The sequence below is a fragment of the Nocardia sp. NBC_01327 genome, assembly GCF_035958815.1.
GTDB lineage: Bacteria > Actinomycetota > Actinomycetes > Mycobacteriales > Mycobacteriaceae > Nocardia.
The window spans coordinates 4,662,671-4,683,571 of the sequence record NZ_CP108383.1; the positions used below are offsets into that span (position 1 = coordinate 4,662,671).

At 65.3% G+C, this 20,901-nt stretch carries 13 protein-coding genes; 11 read left to right on the forward strand and 2 right to left on the reverse strand.

What is annotated here, in order from left to right; translation table 11 throughout:
- Window positions 1-363, reverse strand: a complete 363-nt coding sequence (locus OG326_RS21320) for a hypothetical protein (RefSeq protein ID WP_327138852.1) — start codon at window positions 361-363, stop codon at window positions 1-3.
- 492 nt (window positions 364-855) lie between these two features.
- On the opposite strand from OG326_RS21320, the gene OG326_RS21325 reads away from it, so the two are divergent.
- The 7 genes from OG326_RS21325 (at window position 856) to OG326_RS21355 (ending at window position 9,551) form a co-directional block, all read left to right on the forward strand.
- Window positions 856-1,812 carry a DUF1702 family protein gene (locus tag OG326_RS21325; RefSeq protein WP_327138853.1) on the forward strand — a complete coding sequence of 319 codons (957 nt, stop codon included), beginning with the start codon at window positions 856-858 and terminating at the stop codon, window positions 1,810-1,812.
- Complete coding sequence (locus tag OG326_RS21330; RefSeq protein WP_327138854.1) at window positions 1,809-2,780, forward strand: DUF1702 family protein; 972 nt, start codon at window positions 1,809-1,811, stop codon at window positions 2,778-2,780. The genes OG326_RS21325 and OG326_RS21330 overlap by 4 nt, the downstream gene beginning before the upstream one ends.
- Window positions 2,774-3,751, forward strand: a complete 978-nt coding sequence (locus tag OG326_RS21335) for a DUF1702 family protein (RefSeq protein ID WP_327138855.1) — start codon at window positions 2,774-2,776, stop codon at window positions 3,749-3,751. Before OG326_RS21330 ends, OG326_RS21335 begins: the two co-directional genes overlap by 7 nt.
- A complete protein-coding gene (locus tag OG326_RS21340; RefSeq protein WP_327138856.1) occupies window positions 3,748-4,695 on the forward strand; it encodes a DUF1702 family protein in 948 nt (315 codons plus the stop codon). The genes OG326_RS21335 and OG326_RS21340 overlap by 4 nt, the downstream gene beginning before the upstream one ends.
- 66 nt (window positions 4,696-4,761) lie before the next feature.
- Window positions 4,762-6,270, forward strand: a complete 1,509-nt coding sequence (locus tag OG326_RS21345; protein WP_327146550.1) for an MFS transporter — start codon at window positions 4,762-4,764, stop codon at window positions 6,268-6,270.
- Between the two features lie 17 nt (window positions 6,271-6,287).
- Window positions 6,288-8,054: an NAD(P)/FAD-dependent oxidoreductase gene (locus OG326_RS21350; RefSeq protein WP_327138857.1), complete on the forward strand. Its 1,767-nt coding sequence runs from the start codon at window positions 6,288-6,290 to the stop codon at window positions 8,052-8,054.
- Between the two features lie 177 nt (window positions 8,055-8,231).
- Window positions 8,232-9,551, forward strand: a complete 1,320-nt coding sequence (locus tag OG326_RS21355; RefSeq protein ID WP_327146551.1) for a cation:proton antiporter — start codon at window positions 8,232-8,234, stop codon at window positions 9,549-9,551.
- Here the strand turns inward: OG326_RS21355 and OG326_RS21360 are convergent.
- Window positions 9,479-10,135, reverse strand: a complete 657-nt coding sequence (locus tag OG326_RS21360; protein ID WP_327138858.1) for a bacterial transcriptional activator domain-containing protein — start codon at window positions 10,133-10,135, stop codon at window positions 9,479-9,481. The two genes, OG326_RS21355 and OG326_RS21360, sit on opposite strands and share 73 nt — an antisense overlap.
- Window positions 10,136-10,668: 533 nt before the next feature.
- Between OG326_RS21360 and OG326_RS21365 the strand changes: the two genes are divergently transcribed.
- From OG326_RS21365 to OG326_RS21380, 4 genes are read left to right on the forward strand one after another with little or no spacing between them, the layout of a single operon-like run.
- On the forward strand, window positions 10,669-12,462 hold the full coding sequence (locus tag OG326_RS21365; RefSeq protein ID WP_327138859.1) for an NAD(P)/FAD-dependent oxidoreductase: 1,794 nt from the start codon (window positions 10,669-10,671) through the stop codon (window positions 12,460-12,462).
- Between the two features lie 52 nt (window positions 12,463-12,514).
- Window positions 12,515-14,239 (forward strand): NAD(P)/FAD-dependent oxidoreductase, encoded by a 1,725-nt coding sequence (locus OG326_RS21370; RefSeq protein WP_327138860.1) that lies wholly within the window; start codon window positions 12,515-12,517, stop codon window positions 14,237-14,239.
- A gap of 9 nt (window positions 14,240-14,248) precedes the next feature.
- Window positions 14,249-15,154: a thioesterase II family protein gene (locus tag OG326_RS21375; protein ID WP_327138861.1), complete on the forward strand. Its 906-nt coding sequence runs from the start codon at window positions 14,249-14,251 to the stop codon at window positions 15,152-15,154.
- Window positions 15,147-20,891, forward strand: a complete 5,745-nt coding sequence (locus OG326_RS21380) for a type I polyketide synthase (protein ID WP_327138862.1) — start codon at window positions 15,147-15,149, stop codon at window positions 20,889-20,891. The genes OG326_RS21375 and OG326_RS21380 overlap by 8 nt, the downstream gene beginning before the upstream one ends.
- Window positions 20,892-20,901 lie beyond the last annotated feature (10 nt).

Below are 20,901 nucleotides of genomic sequence, written 5' to 3' on the forward strand. Positions count from 1 at the left end.
TCAACTCGCCTGTCGAGGCAATTGGTCATCGCGGGCCGACCGAACCCGGGCCAGGACGCCGCCTCGACGCCCCTCGGCGAGATTGCGCATGTTCATCATCTCTCGGCGCATCATGAACAGGTCCAGCCATCCCAACAGATACTCCTTGATCACGCCGAGCCCCCTCGCGCGGGGAAGGGTCAATTTCACAATGAGCCGGGTGCCCTCAGCCCCAATCGGACGAATGACGTAACTGATCGCCAAATCCCCGAGCAGCAATCGCGCGATCCAGTGACTCACACGTATTGTGACATGTTCGTCGTAGACGAAGCTGACCAAGCTGAACAGTGTCATGAATCGCTGACCAAGCTCGAGCTGCTCCAATCCCGGTGTCAGCGTACGAGGACTCCTTCGTCCCAAATTGTTGAGCAGGTCGTAGCTGTAGGGTGCCACCCTGATCTGACACAGCCACCTGTAGACAACCGGCGGCGGAGCCGCAATATCGATTGCACGGTGCGGCTCTGTCCGGGGGCCATCTCCGACCTCGACGTCACACGGAAACCGCTCACGCACCTCGGCGTCCGAAGATCCCCATACGTACGGCAAACCGGACGTACCGAATAATCTCCTTCTCACGCTCGCGTTGATGGCTCCTGCCTCGCTTTCCACGTTGCCCGTCGCTGACAGGCAAAACTCAATTCGTGGCAACTGTGTAAACGGATCAACTTCCCACTGGCTTGCATTATCTGTAAGTAACCCTCACTATCGGCGGTCTTCCAATCTTGGTAAGCGCTGGGTAATGCCTACTCGCATTCTGTGTCGAGAAGAGTGTTAGTCCTCGGCTCCTTCCAGGAGAGGTCAGACAAATTGACTACTATGCTGGCCCGGGCGCGTTTGGCGGTGCTGGGCGTTTCAGAGCGGGAAATCCTCGGATTCAAGCAGGGCGATTCGGCGAGGTGGCGTCACCTGGAGGATGCGTTACGGGCCGCGGTCGGCGGCTATCACGCGGTGCTCGAGGGCGGAGGCGTGGACGCGATCGTGCACCGGCTCGACCGCTTTCCCAAGCATATGAACGGTTACGCCCACGAAGGCGTGGCGATGGGTCTCACGGGAATGGACTGCTGGTTACCGGGGAAGTCGCGATTTCGACAGTTTCTCTCCGGTGCCGGTGATGCTCACATCTACATGTCGTATATCGGCGCGGGCGAGGCTTTGGCACGTATGCGGCGCCTGCCCGAACCGTTCCTGAATCGTCTCGACGACCCGGTGGAGCGGTGGCTGGTCATGGATGGCTATGGCTTCCACCAGGGCTTCTTCCATAGGAGCCGCTACGTCGATCGACAGATCGTGCCGCCATACCTGTCACCGTACGGGCGTCGTGTCTTCGACCAGGGTGTCGGGCGCAGTATCTGGTTCACCTCCGGTGCCGAGGTGGATCGCGTCGCCGCCGACGTGGCTGCTTTTCCCCCGGCTCGCCAGCCCGACCTGTGGTTGGGAATCGGGACCGGGTGTTGTTACGCCGGCGGAATGGAACGGCAGGAAATCGAGCACCTGCGGGAGGTGTGCGAACCGCACCTGGCGCACATCGCGACGGGCGCGGCCTTCGCGGCAAAGGGCCGCCACCGCGCTGGAAACCCGGTCTCCGACACCGAAATGGCCTGCGAAGTGCTGTGCGAAACCAGCAGCGCCGGCGCCGCCGCAATCGTGGACGACGTGCTGGCCAACCTTCCGGCGCACTACGCCCGTCCAGCCTGTGAACTCGTGCAAGACGATGTGATCGAGGCGTTCTCCGCACTTGCTCGTCCTGCCGCGGATCCGGGGTGCGCACCATGACCCTCGCGCCTACCGCCCCCATCGACAGTGGCCTGCGTGAGGCTGTCGGCAATCTCCTATGGCGTTCCTTCGCCGCGGTCGGTGTCATGCCGTCGGCTCCGAGCGCCGGTGACAGCGCCTCGGCTGCGCGGCTGAAGCAGGTTGTGTTCACCGTCACCGAGTGCAGCCGTACGACACTGCTCAACCCCGGATTCGACGCGCTGGTGCCCAAGCTCGAGGCATACGACCAGGAGCTTCACGGATTCGCCTACGAAGGCGCCGGAGTCGGACTTGCCGCGCTCGATTGCCTGCGGCCCCGGAAGAATCGGACCGCGGCCCTGGCCAGCGGCCCGGGAGCGCGGCACGTCTTCGGGATCTATCTCGGCGCGGGAATGTGCCTGGCCAGAATGTGGAGAAACCCCGAATCGTTCCGCAGGCGCATCGGCGATCCGCTGCTCAGCTGGCTCATCCTGGACGGGTACGGCTTCTACAAAGGGTTCTTCGCCTACGAGCGCTACGTGCACTATCGGCAGGTGCCGGTGCACCTGTACGGATATGGCCGGCGCGTCTTCGATCAGGGTGTGGGACGGGCGATTTGGTTCGGTGCCGATGCCGACGTCGATCGGGTTGCGGCGATCATCGGAGCCTTCTCGCCGCAGCGCCAGGCCGACCTGTGGAGCGGAGTGGGATTCGCGTGCGGCTACTCCGGGGGTATCGAGCGCAGCGCACTCGATGCGCTGCCCGCCCTTGCCGACAGGCACCGCGGTCACCTCGCTGTCGGGGCGGCGATCTCGGCCAAGGCACGGCATCTGGGGGGCAACCCGGCATCCCACAACGAGTTGGCATGTGAGGTTCTGTGCGGGACCACATCGCAGCAGGCATCAGAAATTGCGGATGCCGCAGTGCGAGGGATTCCGTCAGGCAACGATGTTCCGGCCCATGCGTTGTGGCGCCAGCGAGTACTTCAGGAGTTCCGATCACCATGTTGAGCAAAGTTCTCGAGCCTGTACTGAAGTTATCGGTGAACGACTTCCCGCGAGTGGCCAAACAGCACTTCGGCGCCCTCCCGGAAATGGATGACGTATGGCCGCACTTCGAACCGCCTTCACACGCGATCCTCGACAACTTCTGGGAGACCCTCGACCATCCCGGCTTGGATCACCTCATTCCGATGGTGGAAGCCAATCCCGCGAAAGTGCGTGGCGTCGCCTACGAAGGCGCGGCCATGGGTCTGATGCTGCTGGATTTCATGCTTCCGTACCGGAAGCGTCTCAAAGGCCTTCTCGCCGTCTGCGGCGCTTACAAGCCGATGGTCTATGTCGGCGCGGGCATGGTCCTTCCTCGCCTGCCGGTCGATCCGCTCCGGGTTATCGCGCGCTTCGACGACCCGGAGCGATGGCTGATGCTCGACGGGTATGGCTTCTTCGCCGGCTTCTTCACCGCCCGAGCCAGTTTCGATAGACAGGCCAGGCCAGACGGACTCACCGGCGAATCGGCACGCAACTTCGACAGTGGACTGGGACGCAGCCTCTACTTCCTCAGCGCGGCCAATCCGGATCGGATTGCCGGTGTGCTTGGAGCCTTTCCCGATTCTCGCCGCCGGGATCTGTGGGCCGGTGTGGGCCTGGCCTGCGGCTATACCGGCGGAGCACTCGACCGTGCGGGTTTCGAGCGGTTGCTGTACAGCTCGGGCACCTATGCCGCTGAAGTTGCCGTGGGCCTCGCGGTCGCGGCGGGGTTTCGCGAGCAGACCAATCATCCCGCCGACCACACCGAAGGGGCGTGCACTGTGTTCTGGGGCCTGGATGCCGACAAGGTCGCGAGGTTGGTTGAGGCCGAATGCACTGGCGCACAACCGGATCCGTCGGGCCCTCGGTATGAGGAGTGGCGGCAGCGCGTGAAGGCCGTCTGGACCGAACGCCGCGAACTTGCCGTCGACATGGGGAGGGCAGATCGATGACTGCACTGGGTACTGTGCGTCGCAGCATTTTCGGCATAGCCGAGCCGCGAAAGGTCTTCAGCAGACCAGGATTCGCTCCGGAGGGGTGGGGCCGATTCGCCCCGGTGATCGAGTCACTCGCCTTGGGTTACAACATAACCCTGGAAAACAGCTCCCCATCGGTGCTGGTGCCCAGGCTGGAGGCGGTCGACCCGGCGCTGCACGGATTCGCTTACGAGGGTGCGGCAATGGGCCTCGGCGTTCTGGACGTCATCGCCCCTGGGAAGCGCAGGGTAGGCGCCTTCGCCACTGGTCCGGGCGCGCATCACATGGCCACGGTCTACGTCGGGTTCGGCCTCGCCCTTGCCCGCCTGCGGCGGCAGCCGGAAAAGTATCTGGAACAGCTCGACCCTGTTCTCGGTTGGGTCGTTGTCGATGGCTACGGCTTCCACGAAGGCTTCTTCGCGCGGCGGCGTTCCATTGGAAAACAACTGCAGCCGGCGCACCTTTCCGATACTGGCAGGGAATTGTTCGATCAGGGTTTGGGCCGGTCGATCTGGTTCTCCAGCGGGGCCGGCATCGCGTGCGTGGCCGAGACCATCTCGAGTTTCGCACCCGAGCGCCAGGCGAATCTGTGGACCGGAGCGGCTATGGCCTGCAGCTTCGCCGGAGGCACGGACCGGGCCGGCCTGGAACAGGTGCGCCAGGCAGCCGGCGCACACCGCCTTCGACTGCGGTGGGCGGCCGCGGCGGCGGCCTGGACCCGGGGCCTTGCCCAAAACCCGACACCACATACCGACCAGGCATGTGAAATGTTTGCCGAAATCTCGAGTTCTGATGCTGCCCGTGTTCTGGAAAAGGCCCGCCGCGAACTTGCCGGTAATTCGTCGTCCGCGTCGTATCGAACCTGGCGCGAAACCTGCATCCAGAAACTCTTATCGGAAGCCTGCGGTCGAACCAAGTGAATTGACAGCACTTCGAGAGGCACGCGCATGCGCAAATACAGGGACACAATAATTGTTCTCGTGCTGATGTCCACCGCGTATATCGCCGCCGTGGAAATTACGGTCATGAACGTGGCGCTGCCGACCCTGTCCAGGGCGCTATCGGCCGGTACCACCGAACTGCAGGGGGTGGTCGATGCTTACAACTTGTTCCTGGGAGCGTTCGTCCTGGCCGCCGGCAGCCTGAGTGATCGGCAAGGCCGAAAAGGATTCCTTCTCCTCGGGATGGGCATTCTCGGCTCGGCTTCGCTGGTGGCGTCCTGGGTTGACACGAGCAGCGCTCTCATCGCGGCGCGGGCAGTGATGGGACTCGGTGCTGCCCTCATGTTTCCCACCACTTTGTCGATCCTGGCGAACGTGTTCACGGGAAGGCGTGCCCGGGCCCGCGCCATCGGACTGTGGGGTGCATCAACAGGTTTGGGCGTCGCCACCGGCCCGATCGTCGGGGGCTGGCTGCTGAGCCGATACTGGTGGGGAAGCATCTTCGCCTTCTTGGCGCTTCTCACTCTGGCCATAGCGGTTCTGGTCGTCTTGTTCGTTCCGACCTCGCGCGACCCGCGGACGCCCCCGATCGACTGGCGAGGGTTGTCGCTGTCGAGTCTGGGGCTCGGAGCATTCGTCTTGGGCATCATCGAAGCCCCCAGATGGGGGTGGGGCTCGGCTTCCACAATCGGGTGCGTCACGATCGGCGCTCTGCTGGTGCTGGTATTTCTCGCTGTGCAACGACGCACCGAGCATCCCATGCTGGACATTTCATTGTTCTCCGACATGCGTTACACCGCTGCCACCGGGTCGATCGCCATCTCGTTCTTCGCCCTCAACGGATTCATCTTCCTTATTACCCAGTACATGCAGCAGGTCAAGGATTGGAGCGCATTGTCGATGGGCCTGCGTTTACTACCGATGGCCGGCTCGATAGGAATCGCATCGATAGTCGGCGCATGGCTCGCCGTGCGGATCGGGAACAAGGTCGTTGTCACCGCCGGCCTGATCCTCTTCGCTGTAGGCCTGGTCTGGGCCTCGACGAATACCCAAGACACCGCCTACAGCTTCATGTCGGTCAATATCATTGTGCTCGGTTTGGGATTCGGGCTGACCAGTACACCAGCGACCGAAGCCATCATGGGTGCAGTCTCCAAGGAGAAGGCAGGGGTCGGCGCCGCGGTGAACGACGCGACCCGACTGTGCGGAGCCACCCTCGGGGTCGCAGTGATCGGAAGCATGGCGTCCTCGCTCTACCGCAACAAAATGGACGGAACGCTGCCCAACCGGGTGACCGACGCCGCATCCTCGGATCGATCTCTCGGCGGCGCGCTGGCCGCGGCAGACAAGCTGCACTCCACGGGGGACGTCGAGGGCGCCCGGCAATTGTCCGAAGCCGCTACGTCGGCCTTCCTGCACAGCATGCAAGGCGGTTCACTGCTGGCAGCGGCGGCGGTCTCGGCCGGTGCCCTCATGACAGGGTTCCTGCTTCCGGCCCGTCCGCGCCAGCTCGATTCAAGTCCTGACTTGGCGGCACAAGTTGTCAACCCCTGAGCGCTGGAGGTAGCACCGTGACCGAGCAGAAGACATCCGACGACACGGCCCGCGAATTCGACGTGGCGATCCTGGGCGGCGGTGCGGCTGGGCTGGCGCTGGCCGTGCAGTTGCACAAGACCCGCCCCGAGAGCTCGATCGTGGTGGTGGAGAAGAGCGTTCGCGCACCCGAGGCCGCGCACAAGGTCGGCGAGTCCACCGTCGATATCGCCGCCCGCTACATGCGCGAGGTGCTCGAGATGGAACCACACATCACGAGCCGGCAGCTCGAGAAGTTCGGGCTGCGGTTCTTCTTCACCCAGGCGGACAACCGCGACATCGCGCGCCGTATCGAACTCGGCCACGCACGCCGCCCGACTGTCGGCGCCACCTACCAACTGGACCGGGGGCGGTTCGAGAACTACCTGTCCGATGAACTGGTCGCTCGCGGTGTGGATCTGTGGACCGGCCACAAGGTCACCGAGGTCGATATCGTCGACTCCGGTGGGTGGCACCATGTCGATGTGACGGCACCGGACGGTAGTCGCCGTGGTGTCCGGGCACGGTGGGTGGTGGATGCGTCGGGTCGCGCGAGCCTGCTCAAACGCAAGCTCAGCCTGTCGAAACCGAACGGCCACAATGTGAATGCCGCCTGGTTCCGGATCGACCACCCGATCGATATCGACGAATGGTCGAGCTCGGCCGACTGGCATGAGCGCATCAGCGGAGGCCATCGCAGTTTGTCGACCAACCACCTGATGGGGGAGGGCTATTGGGTGTGGCTGATTCCGCTGGCCTCGGGAACGATCAGCGTCGGTATCGTCGCCGACGCGCAGATACATCCCTTCGCAGAGATCAGTCGCTTCGACAAGGCGTTGACCTGGCTGCAGGAGCATGAGCCGCAGTGCGCCGAGGTGGTCGCCGCACATCAGGACAAGCTGCTCGACTTCAAGGTCATGCGGAACTATTCGTACGGCTGTCAGCAGGTGTATTCAGAGCAGGGCTGGTGCCTGACGGGAGAGGCCGGCATCTTCCTGGACCCGCTGTACTCGCCGGGATTCGACGTCATCTCGATGAGCAACGGGCTGATCACCGACTTGGTCACTCGCGCGCTCGACGGGGAGGATGTCAGCGAATTGGCCGCGATACACAACAACGTGTTCTTCATGGTCACCGACGGCTGGCTGCCGATCTACGAAGGCCAGTACGCCATCATGGGCAACGCCCGGGTGATGAGCGCGAAGGTCATCTGGGACACCGGAGTCTATTGGGCGGTGCCGTCGCTGCTCTACTACCACGACCAGTTTCGGCAGCTGGCCGATCGCCCGAGACTGGTGGCGCAATTGGCGCGGATGTCCGCGATCACCGACCCGGTCCAGCGGTTCTTCCGGCAGTGGTACGAGGTCGAGCCCAGGACGCACGCCGACGGCATGATCACCTACTACGACTTCGATTTCATGACTCGCTTCCACGAGGGTTTGTCGGCAGGTCTGTCCGATGCCGAACTCGGCGATCGGCTCGCCGCCAATTTCGACGAGTTGGAGCGCATCGCCGGCGAGCTCGTGTCCGCGGTAATGGCGGAAGGTGATGCGGCCGTTGATGTCCGGCGGCGTGAGCAGGCCGTGCGGTGGCGGGCCGATAAGGCGTTGATGCGGCTGGTCGAGGTCTACGAGGCGCACGGCGGGTGCGGCGAAGCATGGGTCACCGCGGGGCCGGACGGAGTGGGACTGGGCGGCGGCCGGGATTTCTCCGTTCGCGGCCTGGTGCCCGATCCGGGACCGGCCGCGCGAACCGGTGTGCGGTAACACGGCTTACGTACTACGTAAGCGCGACGGAACTCGGCCCGGCCAGGATCGCCGACGATGGACGAAAAAGCCTCCGGCGCAAGATAAACCAGTGGGATTGCCGGAGGCTCGGCCGCTGTGAGGAAAGGGCCTGCTGTGCCGACACTGTTGGAAATCACCACTCATCTGTTTCTGCAAATGCTGGTCATTCTGGTGACGTACCGCCTGATCTGGCCGATACTCCGCAAGCTGGCGCAGGTGCAGGTCGTGGCGATCATGGTCGCCGGTTTTCTGCTCGGCCCCTCGGTCCTCGGCCTGATCTGGCCGACCGGCCAGCGATGGCTTTTTCCGACCACGCTCCATATCGGGGGCACATCGATCACACATCCGAATCTGGTCGCGATCTACGTCGTGGGCCAGCTGGGACTCGTGCTCTACATGTTCCTGGTCGGGGCGTCGTTCAAGCTCGATATTCTCGGCGCGCACCGGCGGCAGGCCGGTGTCACGTCCGCCTTCGGAGTCGTGGTTCCGCTGATCCTCGGCAGCCTGCTCGGCTGGACGATGGTCACAAAGCACGGACAGTACTTCACCGACAAGGTGGGGCATTGGCAAGGCGCGCTGTTCATCGCTTCCGCGGTGGCGATCACGGCCTTTCCGATGCTGGCGTGGATCGTTTACGACTCCGGGCTGATGAATACCAGGCTGGGCACGATGTCGCTGTCCTGCGCCGCCGTCGATGACGCATGTTCGTGGATGCTGCTGGCTGCCGTCGTCGCCAGTACCAGGGGATCGATGAACGGTGCCCTGATCGCCGTCGCCGGCGGTGTCGGCTACCTCCTGTTCATGGTGTTCATCGTGCGGCGCTGGCTTGCGCGACTGAACACCTGGTCCCCGCGCGGAGACAACGCGCTCACCGGCGGCATCCCGATCACCCACCTGACGATCGTGCTGCTCGTTATCCTCGCGGGCTGCTGGTTCACCGACTATGTCGGCATCTTCTCGGTATTCGGCGCTTTCGTGGCGGGCACCGTGATGCCGCGCGGGGAGTTTCTCGATACGATCCGCGCGCGGTTCGAGCCACTGGTCGCGTATCTGCTTCTTCCCGCGTTCTTCATCTATTCCGGTCTGAACACACAGCTTTCCCTCATTCTCAAGCCGTCGGTGCTCTTGATCGGCGCGGCGATTCTGGTCGTATCATTCGCCGGAAAATTCGGTGCGGTCGGCCTCGCCGCCCGATGGCAGGGCATGGGCTGGCGGGAGGCAGGGTCGATGGGCGCGCTGGCCAACGCCCGCGGCCTGATGGAACTCATCCTGTTGAATATCGGACAATCCGCAGGCCTGATCACGAACGAGCTCTACACGATTCTGGCGCTGATGACGATCATCACCACCCTTCTCGCCACTCCGATCCAGCGCATGTTCGAACGCCACGCATGGAAGGAGGGCTATGTGTTCGGCCGAACGGGTGAGGAACCCAAACCGGTCCGCGCTACTACACCGGCAACCGACGTCCCGTGAACGGCAGAATGACCCCGGCGATGTTGCTCCCCGAGTTCCTGCTCGATGCGCTTCCAGAGTTGCGATGCGTTTCGGCCCACGTCGGCGCCGAGTTCATGATGGATCGTTTCCAGGTAGCGGGCGAGCTGTGAGCGCGCGGCGAGGACATTGCCCTGCAGCAGGCTGACCTCGGCGATGGCCGTGCACGCCTCCTCCGAGTAGGGGTCCCGCTCCAGGATCGACAGCGCGATCGGCAGCGCCTTGTGGGGCAGGCCGCCGATCAGGTAGAGGCGCAGCAGACCGCTCTCCAAATACCGATATGCCACTTCGTGTTCGGTGCGACAGGAGTCGAAGGCCTCGTCGAAGAGATTCTCCGGCAGGAAGGTTCGTTCGTAGTAGTCCAGCAGCGCCTCATACGAGGCGATCGCGGTCTCGAGGTTGCCGTGCGTCTCGGCGGCCTTGCCCGCAACGAGCAGTCGTTCGGCCTCGACCACGTCGGTCCACCAGCAGCCGGCGAAGTCGAACCAGTACCGGCCCTTGCCATCGGAGCGAATGAAGGTGGACGGCTGCCGGGGCGCCAGAGCGGGCTCGAGCAGATGCCGCACGCAGTGCAGCGTCACGTGTAGCTGGTTCGGGGTACTTCGCGAGCGACGGCTCGGCCACAGCAGCTCGCCCAACTCCGGCGAGTCGATTCGGACGCCCTCGTTCAGTAGGAACCATTTCAGGAGCGTGCACGCGCTGGTGCGTCCTAGTCCGGCCGCATTGCCGAGTGGGTCGCCATCGCGTGAGAGCCGGAAGGGCCCGAAGAAACGGGCCGTGAAACGGTGTTCCGTGGATGCCGAACGATCTCGAATCTCATTCCGCGGGTATGCATGCCGGTTCTGCATTGGGCTCCCCTCCCAGTGCCGAAGCACATCGGACAACCGTGGTGTGGTCGCTCGAATGCTGCCCCCGCCTGGATGCGCCGTTGCGATGGGACCGTGGGCCCAAACCAACCCGTTCGGTCGATTTGCGAAGGTCGCCGGGACCTCATTGTCTCGGGTCGAGATTAGTTAAGTATAGGGGACTTTCGTGATCCTTCCGAGCAGCGTAAGAGCACGGGAAGTGCTGGCCGTGACAGTTGCGGCGAGGAGGAATCATGACTTCAGCGGTACGGCATCGGCTTTCCGAATTGACCGGAGATCAGCTGGCGGTTCTGGCGCAATCGCTGCGTGCCCGCAAGGCGATGGAACCGTCAGAGCCGGGCGACTACGACGTAGTCGTGCTCGGCGGTGGCACCGCCGGCCTGACGCTCGCGCTGCACCTGCGCCGGGCGGTACCCGGGATCCGGGTTCTCGTCGTGGAAAAGCTGGCTCATCCGGTCCCCGAGACCACACACAAGGTGGGGGAGTCCACCGTCGAGATCGCCGCGCACTATCTGCGCGATGTGCTCGGACTGCGCGATCATCTCGAGACGTGCCAACTGCGCAAGTTCGGGCTGCGAATGTTCTTCAGCCACAACGACAACTCCGATATCGCCGAGCGCGTCGAGCTGGGTAGCTCGGTATTTCCGCCGCTGAGCACCTATCAGCTCGACCGTGGGCGGCTGGAGAACGAGCTCGGTGTGCGCTGTGTCCAGGCGGGCGTCGAATTCCTCAGTGGCTACAAGGTGTTCGACGTGGAGTTGCGGCCCGGCCAGCCGCTGCACCAGATCCGGGTCACGCGGCCGGACGGCGAACGCGGCGTGAGTGCGCGATGGGTGGTCGATGCCACCGGGCGCAGCCAGCTGCTGCAGCGCCACTCTCGCCCGTTGCGAAAGCCGGTCGGGCACAAGGCTAATGCCGCCTGGCTGCGAATTGCGCACCCGATCGATGTCAACGCCTGGACCGGTGACCCCGAATGGGCTGCGCGGGTCACTGAGGGAGACCGCGCCCTGTCGACGAATCACCTGATGGGCGACGGCTATTGGGTCTGGCTGATCAGGCTCGCGTCGGGCTCGACGAGCGTCGGGATCGTCGCCGACAGCGACGCGCACGGGTTCGACACCTTCAACACTCTGGACAAGGCGCAGGACTGGCTGCGCCGGCACGAACCGCAATGTGCGGCTGTGCTGGACGCACATTCGGACGATATCCAGGACTTCCGGGTCATGCACGACTACTCCTACGGGTGTGAGCAGGTGTTCTCGGGTGAGCAGCGGTGGTGCCTGACAGGTGAGTCCGGGGTGTTCCTCGACCCGCTCTACTCACCGGGCCTGGATCTGATCGCCATCGGCAATGTGCTGGTGGTCGACCTGATCGCCCGCTCGCTGGCCGGTGCGGACGTCACGGCGCTGGGTGCGATCCACGACAGCCTGTTCCGCAGTGTCACCGATATCTGGCTCGCGGTCTACGAGAAGCAGTACCACCTGATGGGCCACGCGGAGGTGATGACGTCGAAGGTCATCTGGGACACCGCGTTCTACTGGGGCGTCTTCGGCCTGCTGTTCTTCCAGGACAAGTTCCGCAGCGCGGCCACCACCGCGTCGGTGGCCGCCGATTTGGGCCGGCTGACCCGGATCAGCAACCGTGTTCAGCAGTTCTTCCGTGAGTGGGCATCGATAGACGACTCGCAGCTGCCCCCGCAGTTCGTGGACCTTTACAAGCCACTGAACTTCATGGTCCGGCTGCACGCCGGCATGGCCGACCAGCTGACCGCCGCCGAGTTCGAAACGCGGTTCGGTGAGAACACCCGGCTCTTCGCGCAGCTGGCCGGACAACTGATCAGCACGGTCATTGCCACCTATGCCGAACGGACCTGCGACGACGCTGTCGTCGCCCGCATTCAGAGCTGGCAGCGCGACCCGATCATCGCTGAACTGCTGGCCACCTATCGCCGTGAACGGCACCGCAACCCGACCAGCCCGGAGTGGATGACGATCGGCCGCTCCGTCGTGCACACAGCCAACGCCTGAGCCTCACCCACCCGGCCGGCGCGGCCGGACCACCGTCCTCGTAGGAGGCACCATGAATTCGCCGACCAACTCCGATGACACCGTCGATGTGGCCGTCCTGGGCGGCGGCATCGCGGGACTCACCCTCGCCTTGCAGCTCAAGCAGTCCATGCCCGATCTCGCCGTCACGGTCATCGAGCGGCAGGCGCATCCGGTCGCCGAGGCCGCCCACAAGGTCGGCGAATCCAGCGTCGAGATGCAGGCCCACTATCTGCGAGATGTCCTGGGCCTGCGCGAGCACCTCGACAGCGCCCAGTTGCGCAAGTTCGGTCTGCGAATGTTCTTCCCCAGCAACGGGAACCGCGACATCGCCCGCCGGGTGGAATTCGGGCAGATCGAGGAGGCGCCGCTGTCGACCTATCAGCTCGACCGCGGCCGCCTCGAGAACCACCTGGGCGCCCGGATCGCCGCCGAAGGGGTGCGTTTCCTCGACCACCGGCGCATCACCGGGATCGACCTGCGCGCCGGCGACGAGCCACACGTGATCGAGATGAGCGACGGCGGCGAGCGCCGCACGCTCCGGGCTCGCTGGGTGGTCGACGCATCCGGGCGCGCGGGCCTGCTCAAGCGCCAACTGGGACTCGCTAAACCGGTTGCGCACCAAGCGAACTCCTCATGGTTCCGAGTGGCGCATCCGATCGATATCGGCACCTGGTCTGCAGACGTGGACTGGGTCGCCCGCACTGACGTCGAACGCGGTCCCTACGGCAGGCGTGGTGGTGCACGCCGGTTCTCTACGAATCATTTGATGGGCCATGGCTATTGGGTGTGGCTCATTCCGCTCGCATCGGGATCGACCAGCGTCGGCATCGTCGCGGACGCGCGGATCCACCCGCACTCCGGGTTCAACACTCTCGACCGCGCGCTCGAATGGCTCGGTGACCACGAACCACAGTGCGCGGCGGATGTGCAGGCCCACCGGGACCGGATACAGGACTTCCGGGTCATGCGCGACTACGCCTACGGCTGCAAACAGGTGTATTCCCAGGACCGCTGGTTTCTCACCGGCGAGGCCGGGGTTTCGATCGACCCCCTGTACTCCTCCGGCGGCGACCTCATGGCGGTCAGCAACGGGCTGATCGTGGATCTGATCGGCCGCGGCCGTGCGGGGGAGGACATCAGCGACAGGACAGTCGCCCACAATCAGCTCTACCTGCTGCTCAGCGAAATCTGGCTGGTCGCCTACGCGCAGCAGTACCCGCTGATGGGCAACTCGCAGGTGATGGTGGCCAAGGTCATCTGGGACACCATCATGTACTGGTCGGTGCCCGGGCTGCTGTTCTTCCACGGCACGTTTCCGCATCTGAGCGAGCATCCCGGATCGCTGGTAAACCTGTTCCGCGCCTTCAAGATCCACAGCCGCGTGCAGCAGTTCGTTCGTGAGTGGCACGCGGTGGACGACCGGCCCGCCGAGGGGCTCTTCGCCGATCCGTACACGCTGATGCCGTTCATCGTCGACCTGCACGAGGGGATGGCCGCAGGGCTGCCGGCCGACGAATTGGACCAGCAGTTCGCCACGAATGTCGCGCTGCTCGAGCAGATCGCCGGACAGTTGGTCACCACCGTCATCGACCAGCTGCGGCATGCGCCGGAACCGGCGGCCGGGTCGCAGCTCGAGACGTGGCTCGCAGATCCCCTGCTGACCGAACTGCGGGTGCTCTACCAGCGCAGGCAGGAGACCAACCCGATCGACAGCGGGTGGATCACGCTGGGGCGGCAGAGCCCCTCGATAGCGTGAGTGGGAACCATGACCGGTACCGAGGATCGGATCCGGGCGCGAGTCGCGGACCTGCCGCCCGAACAACGTGCCCGGCTCGCCGAACGACTACGCGGACGGTCGCCGGAAACGGCAGCGGCGCATAACCACACAGCTGCCGGGCCCGATCGGCACAGCGCGGTGTGGTTCGTCCGGCACGGTTGCGCAGATCCCGCAGTGCGGCTGTTCTGCTTCCCGTACGCCGGTAGCGGGGCATCGGTGTTCCGTGCCTGGGGCAACCATTTGCCCGCCGACGTCGAGGTGTGCGCGATTCAGTTGCCCGGCCGCGAATCCCGGGCCGCAGAGCCCGCCTACCGGCGGCTGGTCGCCTTGGTATCCGACCTGCAGGCGGTGATCACACCGCTGCTCGACCGGCCGTTCGTGTTCTTCGGGCACAGCATGGGTGCACTGGTGGCCTTCGAACTGGCGCGGCAGCTGCGGCAGTTCGGTGTGCCACAACCGGAACGTCTGTGCCTAGCGGCATTTCGGGCGCCACAGCTGCCCAATCCCAATATTCGGATCTATCACCTGCCGGACGAAGTCCTCAAATCGGTTCTCGCCAAGGACGGCACGCCTCGCGAGGTGCTGGACGATGACGAGCTGATGCGCGCCTGGCTGCCGATGCTGCGCGCGGACATCGAACTGTGCGACACCTACCAGTACACGCTCGAATCGCCGCTTCCGATGCCGGTGTCGGTATTCGGCGGCACGCACGACATGCGGGTCGGGCGCGCGGACCTCGAGCAATGGAAGATGCAGGCGGGCAACGAATTCGACCTCACCATGCTGCCGGGCTCGCATTTCTTCCTCCGCGACAGCGCGGATCTGCTACTGGCTCACCTGTCCACCGAACTCCAGTCGATGACGACCTACGAGGGGGCACCACCGCATGAGTGAATTGACCTGCGATACAGCAGATTCCCAGCACGAACCCCTCGCGATCGTCGGAATCGGATGCCATTTCCCCGGTGGAGCCTCCACCCCGGCCGCCTTCTGGGATCTGCTCTGCGCCGGCGTGGACGCCACCCGCGAATTGCCACCGGACCGCTGGGAGGTCGGCAAGTTCTACGATCCCGACCCCGCCAAACTCGGCAAGATGAGCACCTGCCGCGGCGGCTTCCTGGATCGGGTCGACCAATTCGATGCCGCCTTCTTCGGCATCTCGCCGCGTGAGGCGATCTGGCTCGACCCCCAGCAGCGCATGCTGCTGCGCGTGGCATGGGAGGCCTTCGAAGACTCCGGTGCCGACATGGATCGCCTGGCGGGCAGCGACGTCGGTGTATTCGTCGGAGGTTTCACCCTGGACTACAACCTGCTGCAGAACTACGGCGTGCACAGCCGCTACGAACTCCAGGCGAATTCGGCCACCGGCATGATGATGACGATGCTGGCCAACCGGCTGTCCCATGCCTTCGACTTCCGCGGCCCCAGTCTCACCGTCGACACCGCCTGCTCCGGATCGCTGGTGGCACTTCACCTTGCGGTGCAGGCGATCCGGAACGGTGAATGCTCGCAGGCCCTCGTCGGCGGCGTCAACGTGATGCTGGCCCCGAACATGACGATCGCGGAATCCAAGGGCGGATTCCTGAGCCCCGACGGGCGGTGCAAGACCTTCGACATCTCGGCGAACGGCTACGCGCGCGGCGAGGGCGCGGGCGTGGTCCTGCTCAAACCGCTCGCCCGGGCGCTGGCCGAGCGCGATTCGATCTACGCGCTCGTCCGCGGGACCGCCGTCACGCAGGACGGCCACACCAATGGCATCACCGTGCCGAACGGCGATGCGCAGGAGGCGACCATGCGCGCGGCTTACCTGCGCGCCGGAGTGCCGCCCCGGCAGGTGCAGTACATCGAGGCCCATGGCACCGGCACGCCGCTCGGCGATCCGATCGAGGCCGCCGCCATCGGCCGGGTGCTGTCGGCGAACCGGCCTGTCGGCGAACCCATTCTCCTCGGGTCGGTCAAGACCAATATCGGGCACCTCGAGGCCGCGGCCGGCGTTGCCGGGCTGATCAAGGTCGCACTGTCGTTGCAGCACAAGCGAATTCCGGGCCACCTACACCTGACCGAGCCCAACCCGGCGATCCCGTTCGAGGAGTTCGGATTGCGCGTGCCCACCCGGGTGATCGACTGGCCGAGTGGAGACGGCCCCCGATGCGCAGGTGTGAACTCGTTCGGGTTCGGCGGTACCAACGCCCATGCCGTGCTGCAGGAGCCGCCCGCCGAGACCGCCGTGGCAGCCCGCACCGACGACCGCCGCCACGTCGTCGTGCTGTCCGCGCGCAGCGCTGCCGCACTGCGCGAGCTGACCGAGTCGATGTGCGCACACCTGGGCGAAACCGACTGCAGCCTGGCTGATATCGCGTATTCATCGAGCCTGCGCCGCACCCATCACGACCATCGCCTCGCCGTGGTCGCCCGGAGCTGCGACCAGGCCCGCGAACGGCTGCGCGCCTCCCTTGATGCGGATCAGGCCCCCGGTGTCGTCGCGGGGCGGGCGCATTCAGGGAACAGGCCCAAACTCGCCTTCGTCTGCTCGGGCATGGGCCCGCAATGGTGGGGCATGGGGCGGCAGCTGTTGGAGACCGAGCCCGAATTCCGCCAGGCTGTCGAAGACTGTGCCACAGAGCTTTTCAAGTACACCGGTTGGTCACTGCTGGAGGAGATGCTCGCGCCCGAGGAACGGTCCCGGATAGGCAGGACCGAGGTCGCTCAGCCCGCCAACTTCGCGCTGCAGGTCGGCCTCGCCGCACTGTGGCGTTCCCGGGGCATCGAACCGGACGCGATCATCGGTCACAGCGCGGGTGAGGTCGCCGCGCAGTACCTGGCCGGGGTGCTGAGCCTGCACGACGCGATCAAGGTCATCTACTACCGCAGCAGCCTGCAGCAGCGCATGGCGGGACGCGGCCGGATGCTGGCGGTCGGCCTGACACCCGAAACCCTCGAGCGGGCGGTCGCCGACGCCGGCCCGACGGTATCGGTGGCGGCGATCAACAGCCCGAGCGCGGTCACGCTGTCCGGCGACGCCGAAGTCTTGGAGAGCATGGCGGCGCAACTGGATACCTTCGGCGTCTTCCACCGGTTCCTGCCCGTCGAGGTCCCGTTTCACAGCCACTACATGGATCCGCTGCGCGCGGAGCTCGAGTCCGGCCTGTCCGGCTTGTGCCCGGCCACTGCGACATTGCCGCTGTACTCGACGGTCACCGGCAGCCGGATCGACGGCGGCGGGGTCGACGCCCGCTACTGGTGGCAGAACGTCCGCGCGACGGTCCTGTTCTCGGCCGCATTCAGCGAGATGGTCGACGACGGCTACACCCATTTCCTCGAACTCGCACCGCACCCGGTCCTGGCGAGCTCGATGCACGAACTGCTCACCGGGTCCGGGCGCGAGGGCCTGGTCGTTGCGTCGCTGCGCCGCGACGAGGCCGACGACGAGATCCTGCTCCGGTCACTGGGATCACTGCACGGCCACGGACATTCGGTGAGGTGGGCGACCCTGCACGGCGACGATGCCAAGTACGTCAAGCTGCCGAACTACCCGTGGCAGCTGGAGAGGTACTGGAACGAATCGGCGGAGGCCCGTGAGGACCGCCACTACCGGCAGGTGCATCCACTGTTGGGACAGCGGATGAACGCCGCGCATCGCACCTGGGAGGTGGAGCTCAACACCGGCCGTCTGGCATATCTGACCGACCATCGCATCCAGGACAACACCCTGCTGCCCGCCGCGGCTCTGGTCGAGATGGCGCTGGCTGCCGCCCGTGAGGCGTACGGGCCCGGCGATTACGCCGTCGAGGATCTGCAACTGCGCAAGGCGCTGGTCGTATCGCCGGTCTCGGACGCACGGATGCGCACGACGCTGTACCAGGAGCAGGCCCGCGTCGAGATTTCCAGCTACCTGGCGCTTCCCAGCGGCGAACGGCAGTGGACGATCCACGCCAGCGCCCAGCTCGGCACGAGTACAGCCTCGCCCGCTCCCCGCGACCTGGCCGGAACCCGTACCGGATGTGGGAACTACGTCTCGCGAGACGAGTTCTACACGCGCACAAAAGAAATGGGGTTTCAGTACGGTCCCGCCTTCCAGGGTGTGCGCGATATCGTCACCGGCGAGGGGGTCGCAGTCGGCTCGGTCACGATTCCGGACGAGATCAGCACGGATCTGCTCGACTATCAATTCCATCCGAGCCTGCTCGACGCGGCGTTCCAGATCCTGCTGGTCGCCGCGACCGCACCCGATCAGCAGCGCTCGACACCATATCTCCCGGTCCGCATCGACCGGATCCGCGTACTGGCCCCACCGGTCGCAGACATGGTCGTCGTCGCACAGGTCCGAATGGCAGACCTGTCGCGAATCGTCAGCGATATCGCCCTGTGCGACCGCACGGGCCGGGTCCTGGTCCAGATCGACGGCTTCCGGGCGCAGTCGCTCGCCGTCGCGGCGAGCCTCTCGCCCGACCGCATCGACCGCGGCCTCTACGAGTTGACCTGGCAGCCGGCACCTCCGGCGACGGCCATCACCGACGATGATGAGGCGCTACAGGTCCCGCAACCCGGCCTGGTCGTCGCCGGCGATGGTGTGCCGGTGCAGGTCCCAGAACCCAGCCTGGCCGGCGCCGGCGGGGATTGGGTGATCTTCGCCGATACGACAGGCGTCGGCGACGAGGCAGCGACCGTTCTGTGTGCCGCGGGGCACCGTGTCTTCCGAGTGATCCACGCCGAGGTCGCAGAGCTCACTGACTGTGGTGCGGACACCTACCTGATCGATGCCGCGAATCCGGCGCACTATCTGCAGTTGATGCAGGCGCTGCACGACCACGAGATCGGTGTGCTCGCGCATCTGTGGAGCCTGGACATCGAGGTGAGCGATACCGACTTCGACGACCTCGGCTCGGCCGACGATCTCCAGGATTCCCAGGAGATGGGCGTGCTGTCGGTCATGCGGCTGATGCAGGCCCTCTCCGCCGAGCAGACGTGGGCGCCGAAGTTGTGGCTGGTCACCCGCGGCGGGCAATCCGTTGGTGCGCAGGGCAATCGGTGCAATGTCGCGCAGGCGCCGCTGTGGGGCCTGGGCCGCGTGATCGGCCACCAGGAATTCGCGACCCGCTGGGGCGGCCTGTGCGACCTGGACCCATCCGGCAGCGCCGCCGAGCAGGGCCGCCTGCTGGTCGGCGAGATCGCCGGTGGCCTCGAGGATTCCGGCCGCACCGGGACCATCGAGAGCGTTGCCGAGGATCAGGTCGCGCTGCGGGGGAGTGAGCGATACGTCGCCCGCCTGGTCGAAAGTGGCAGTCTCACAGCACCGTTCCCCGCTCGCATGCGTGATTCGGGTAGCTATCTCGTGACCGGTGGACTGGGCGCGCTCGGCCTGCTCGTCGCGCGGTTCCTCGTCGATCAGGGCGCGCGTGATGTGGTCCTGATGGGACGAACCTCGATCCCGCCGCGTTCGTCCTGGGATGAGCTGGCGTCGGACGACCCGCGGCGCAGCCTCGCCGGCACCATTCGGGAACTCGAATCACAGGGCGCGAGAATACATCTGGCCACAGTCGATGTGACTTCCGCAGAGCAGCTGCGGCGGTGGTCCGACACGCACCGCGAGCAGGGGCTCCCGCCGCTGGCCGGTGTCGTCCACGTTGCCGGCGTCGTCGAGGACGAACTGCTGGTGCGGACGAACGCGGCGACGTTCACGAAGGTGTTGCGGCCCAAGCTGATCGGCGGATGGCTGCTGCATCGTCTTCTGCGGGACGTACCGCTGGATTTCTTCGTTCTGTTCTCCTCCACCGGTTCGGTGATCGCCTCGCCGGGCCAGGGCAATTACGCGGCGGGCAACGCCTTCCTGGACGCACTGGCGCACTACCGGCGCGGACTCGGGCTGCCGGCGCTCAGCATCGGGTGGGGGCCGTGGTCTGTGGGCATGGTCGAACAGCTCGACCTGGAACAGATGTATGCCCGTCGCGGTATCGAGCTCATCACCCCCGAGGCCGGGATGCAGATTCTGGGTCGCGTCCTGCACCAACGCCCGGCCCACCTGGTCGCGATCACAGCAGACTGGGCGCGGGCGCGGGAGACCTCGCTCACGGGGCAACTGCCGCCGATGTTCTCTCTGCTCGATGTCCCGGCCGAGGAGCCCGAGAACGCTGGAGCAGACGCTCATGCGCTCCTCGGGGCGCTGCGCCGAGCCCCGGAAAGCGAGCGTGTCGCAGTGCTCGGAGAGCATCTGCGCGAGGTCGCGGCGCGGGTGCTCGGTATGGCCGCGGAGCAGGTCGGTACCGATGAGACCCTCAGCAGCCTCGGACTGGATTCGATGATGGCGATCGAGATGAAACACCGCGTCGAGGCCGTCCTGGGGATCGACGTCTCGGTCCTGGACCTGCTGCAGGGCGCAACCATCATCGGGCTCGCGGATGGACTCATCGCGCGGCTCGAACTCGCAGGGGCCGCCACCGAGCAGTCGCCGACCTCCGAAGCCGGTGAGCCAGCACCCGCCGGTGATCAGCTCGGCGATCTGGAGCAACTGCTCGCCGGTGCCGACCCGGACGAACTCGAGGCGCTGCTGAACGAACTGGAGGATCACCGGCACACCAACGGTCACGATCTCGGCGACGTCCCGGCGACGGCGAACCGTGGCGAGCGATCGTGACGCGGCCGCA

Excerpts from the sequence above, each read along its gene's own strand:
- OG326_RS21335 (WP_327138855.1), top strand. The coding sequence starts at position 2,774 with ATGTTGAGCAAAGTTCTCGAGCCTGTACTGAAGTTATCGGTGAACGAC.
- OG326_RS21340 (WP_327138856.1), top strand. The coding sequence starts at position 3,748 with ATGACTGCACTGGGTACTGTGCGTCGCAGCATTTTCGGCATAGCCGAG.
- OG326_RS21375 (WP_327138861.1), top strand. The coding sequence starts at position 14,249 with ATGACCGGTACCGAGGATCGGATCCGGGCGCGAGTCGCGGACCTGCCG.
- OG326_RS21365 (WP_327138859.1), top strand. The coding sequence starts at position 10,669 with ATGACTTCAGCGGTACGGCATCGGCTTTCCGAATTGACCGGAGATCAG.
- OG326_RS21325 (WP_327138853.1), top strand. The coding sequence starts at position 856 with ATGCTGGCCCGGGCGCGTTTGGCGGTGCTGGGCGTTTCAGAGCGGGAA.
- OG326_RS21380 (WP_327138862.1), top strand. The coding sequence starts at position 15,147 with ATGAGTGAATTGACCTGCGATACAGCAGATTCCCAGCACGAACCCCTC.
- OG326_RS21370 (WP_327138860.1), top strand. The coding sequence starts at position 12,515 with ATGAATTCGCCGACCAACTCCGATGACACCGTCGATGTGGCCGTCCTG.
- OG326_RS21330 (WP_327138854.1), top strand. The coding sequence starts at position 1,809 with ATGACCCTCGCGCCTACCGCCCCCATCGACAGTGGCCTGCGTGAGGCT.
- OG326_RS21355 (WP_327146551.1), top strand. The coding sequence starts at position 8,232 with ATGCTGGTCATTCTGGTGACGTACCGCCTGATCTGGCCGATACTCCGC.
- OG326_RS21345 (WP_327146550.1), top strand. The coding sequence starts at position 4,762 with ATGTCCACCGCGTATATCGCCGCCGTGGAAATTACGGTCATGAACGTG.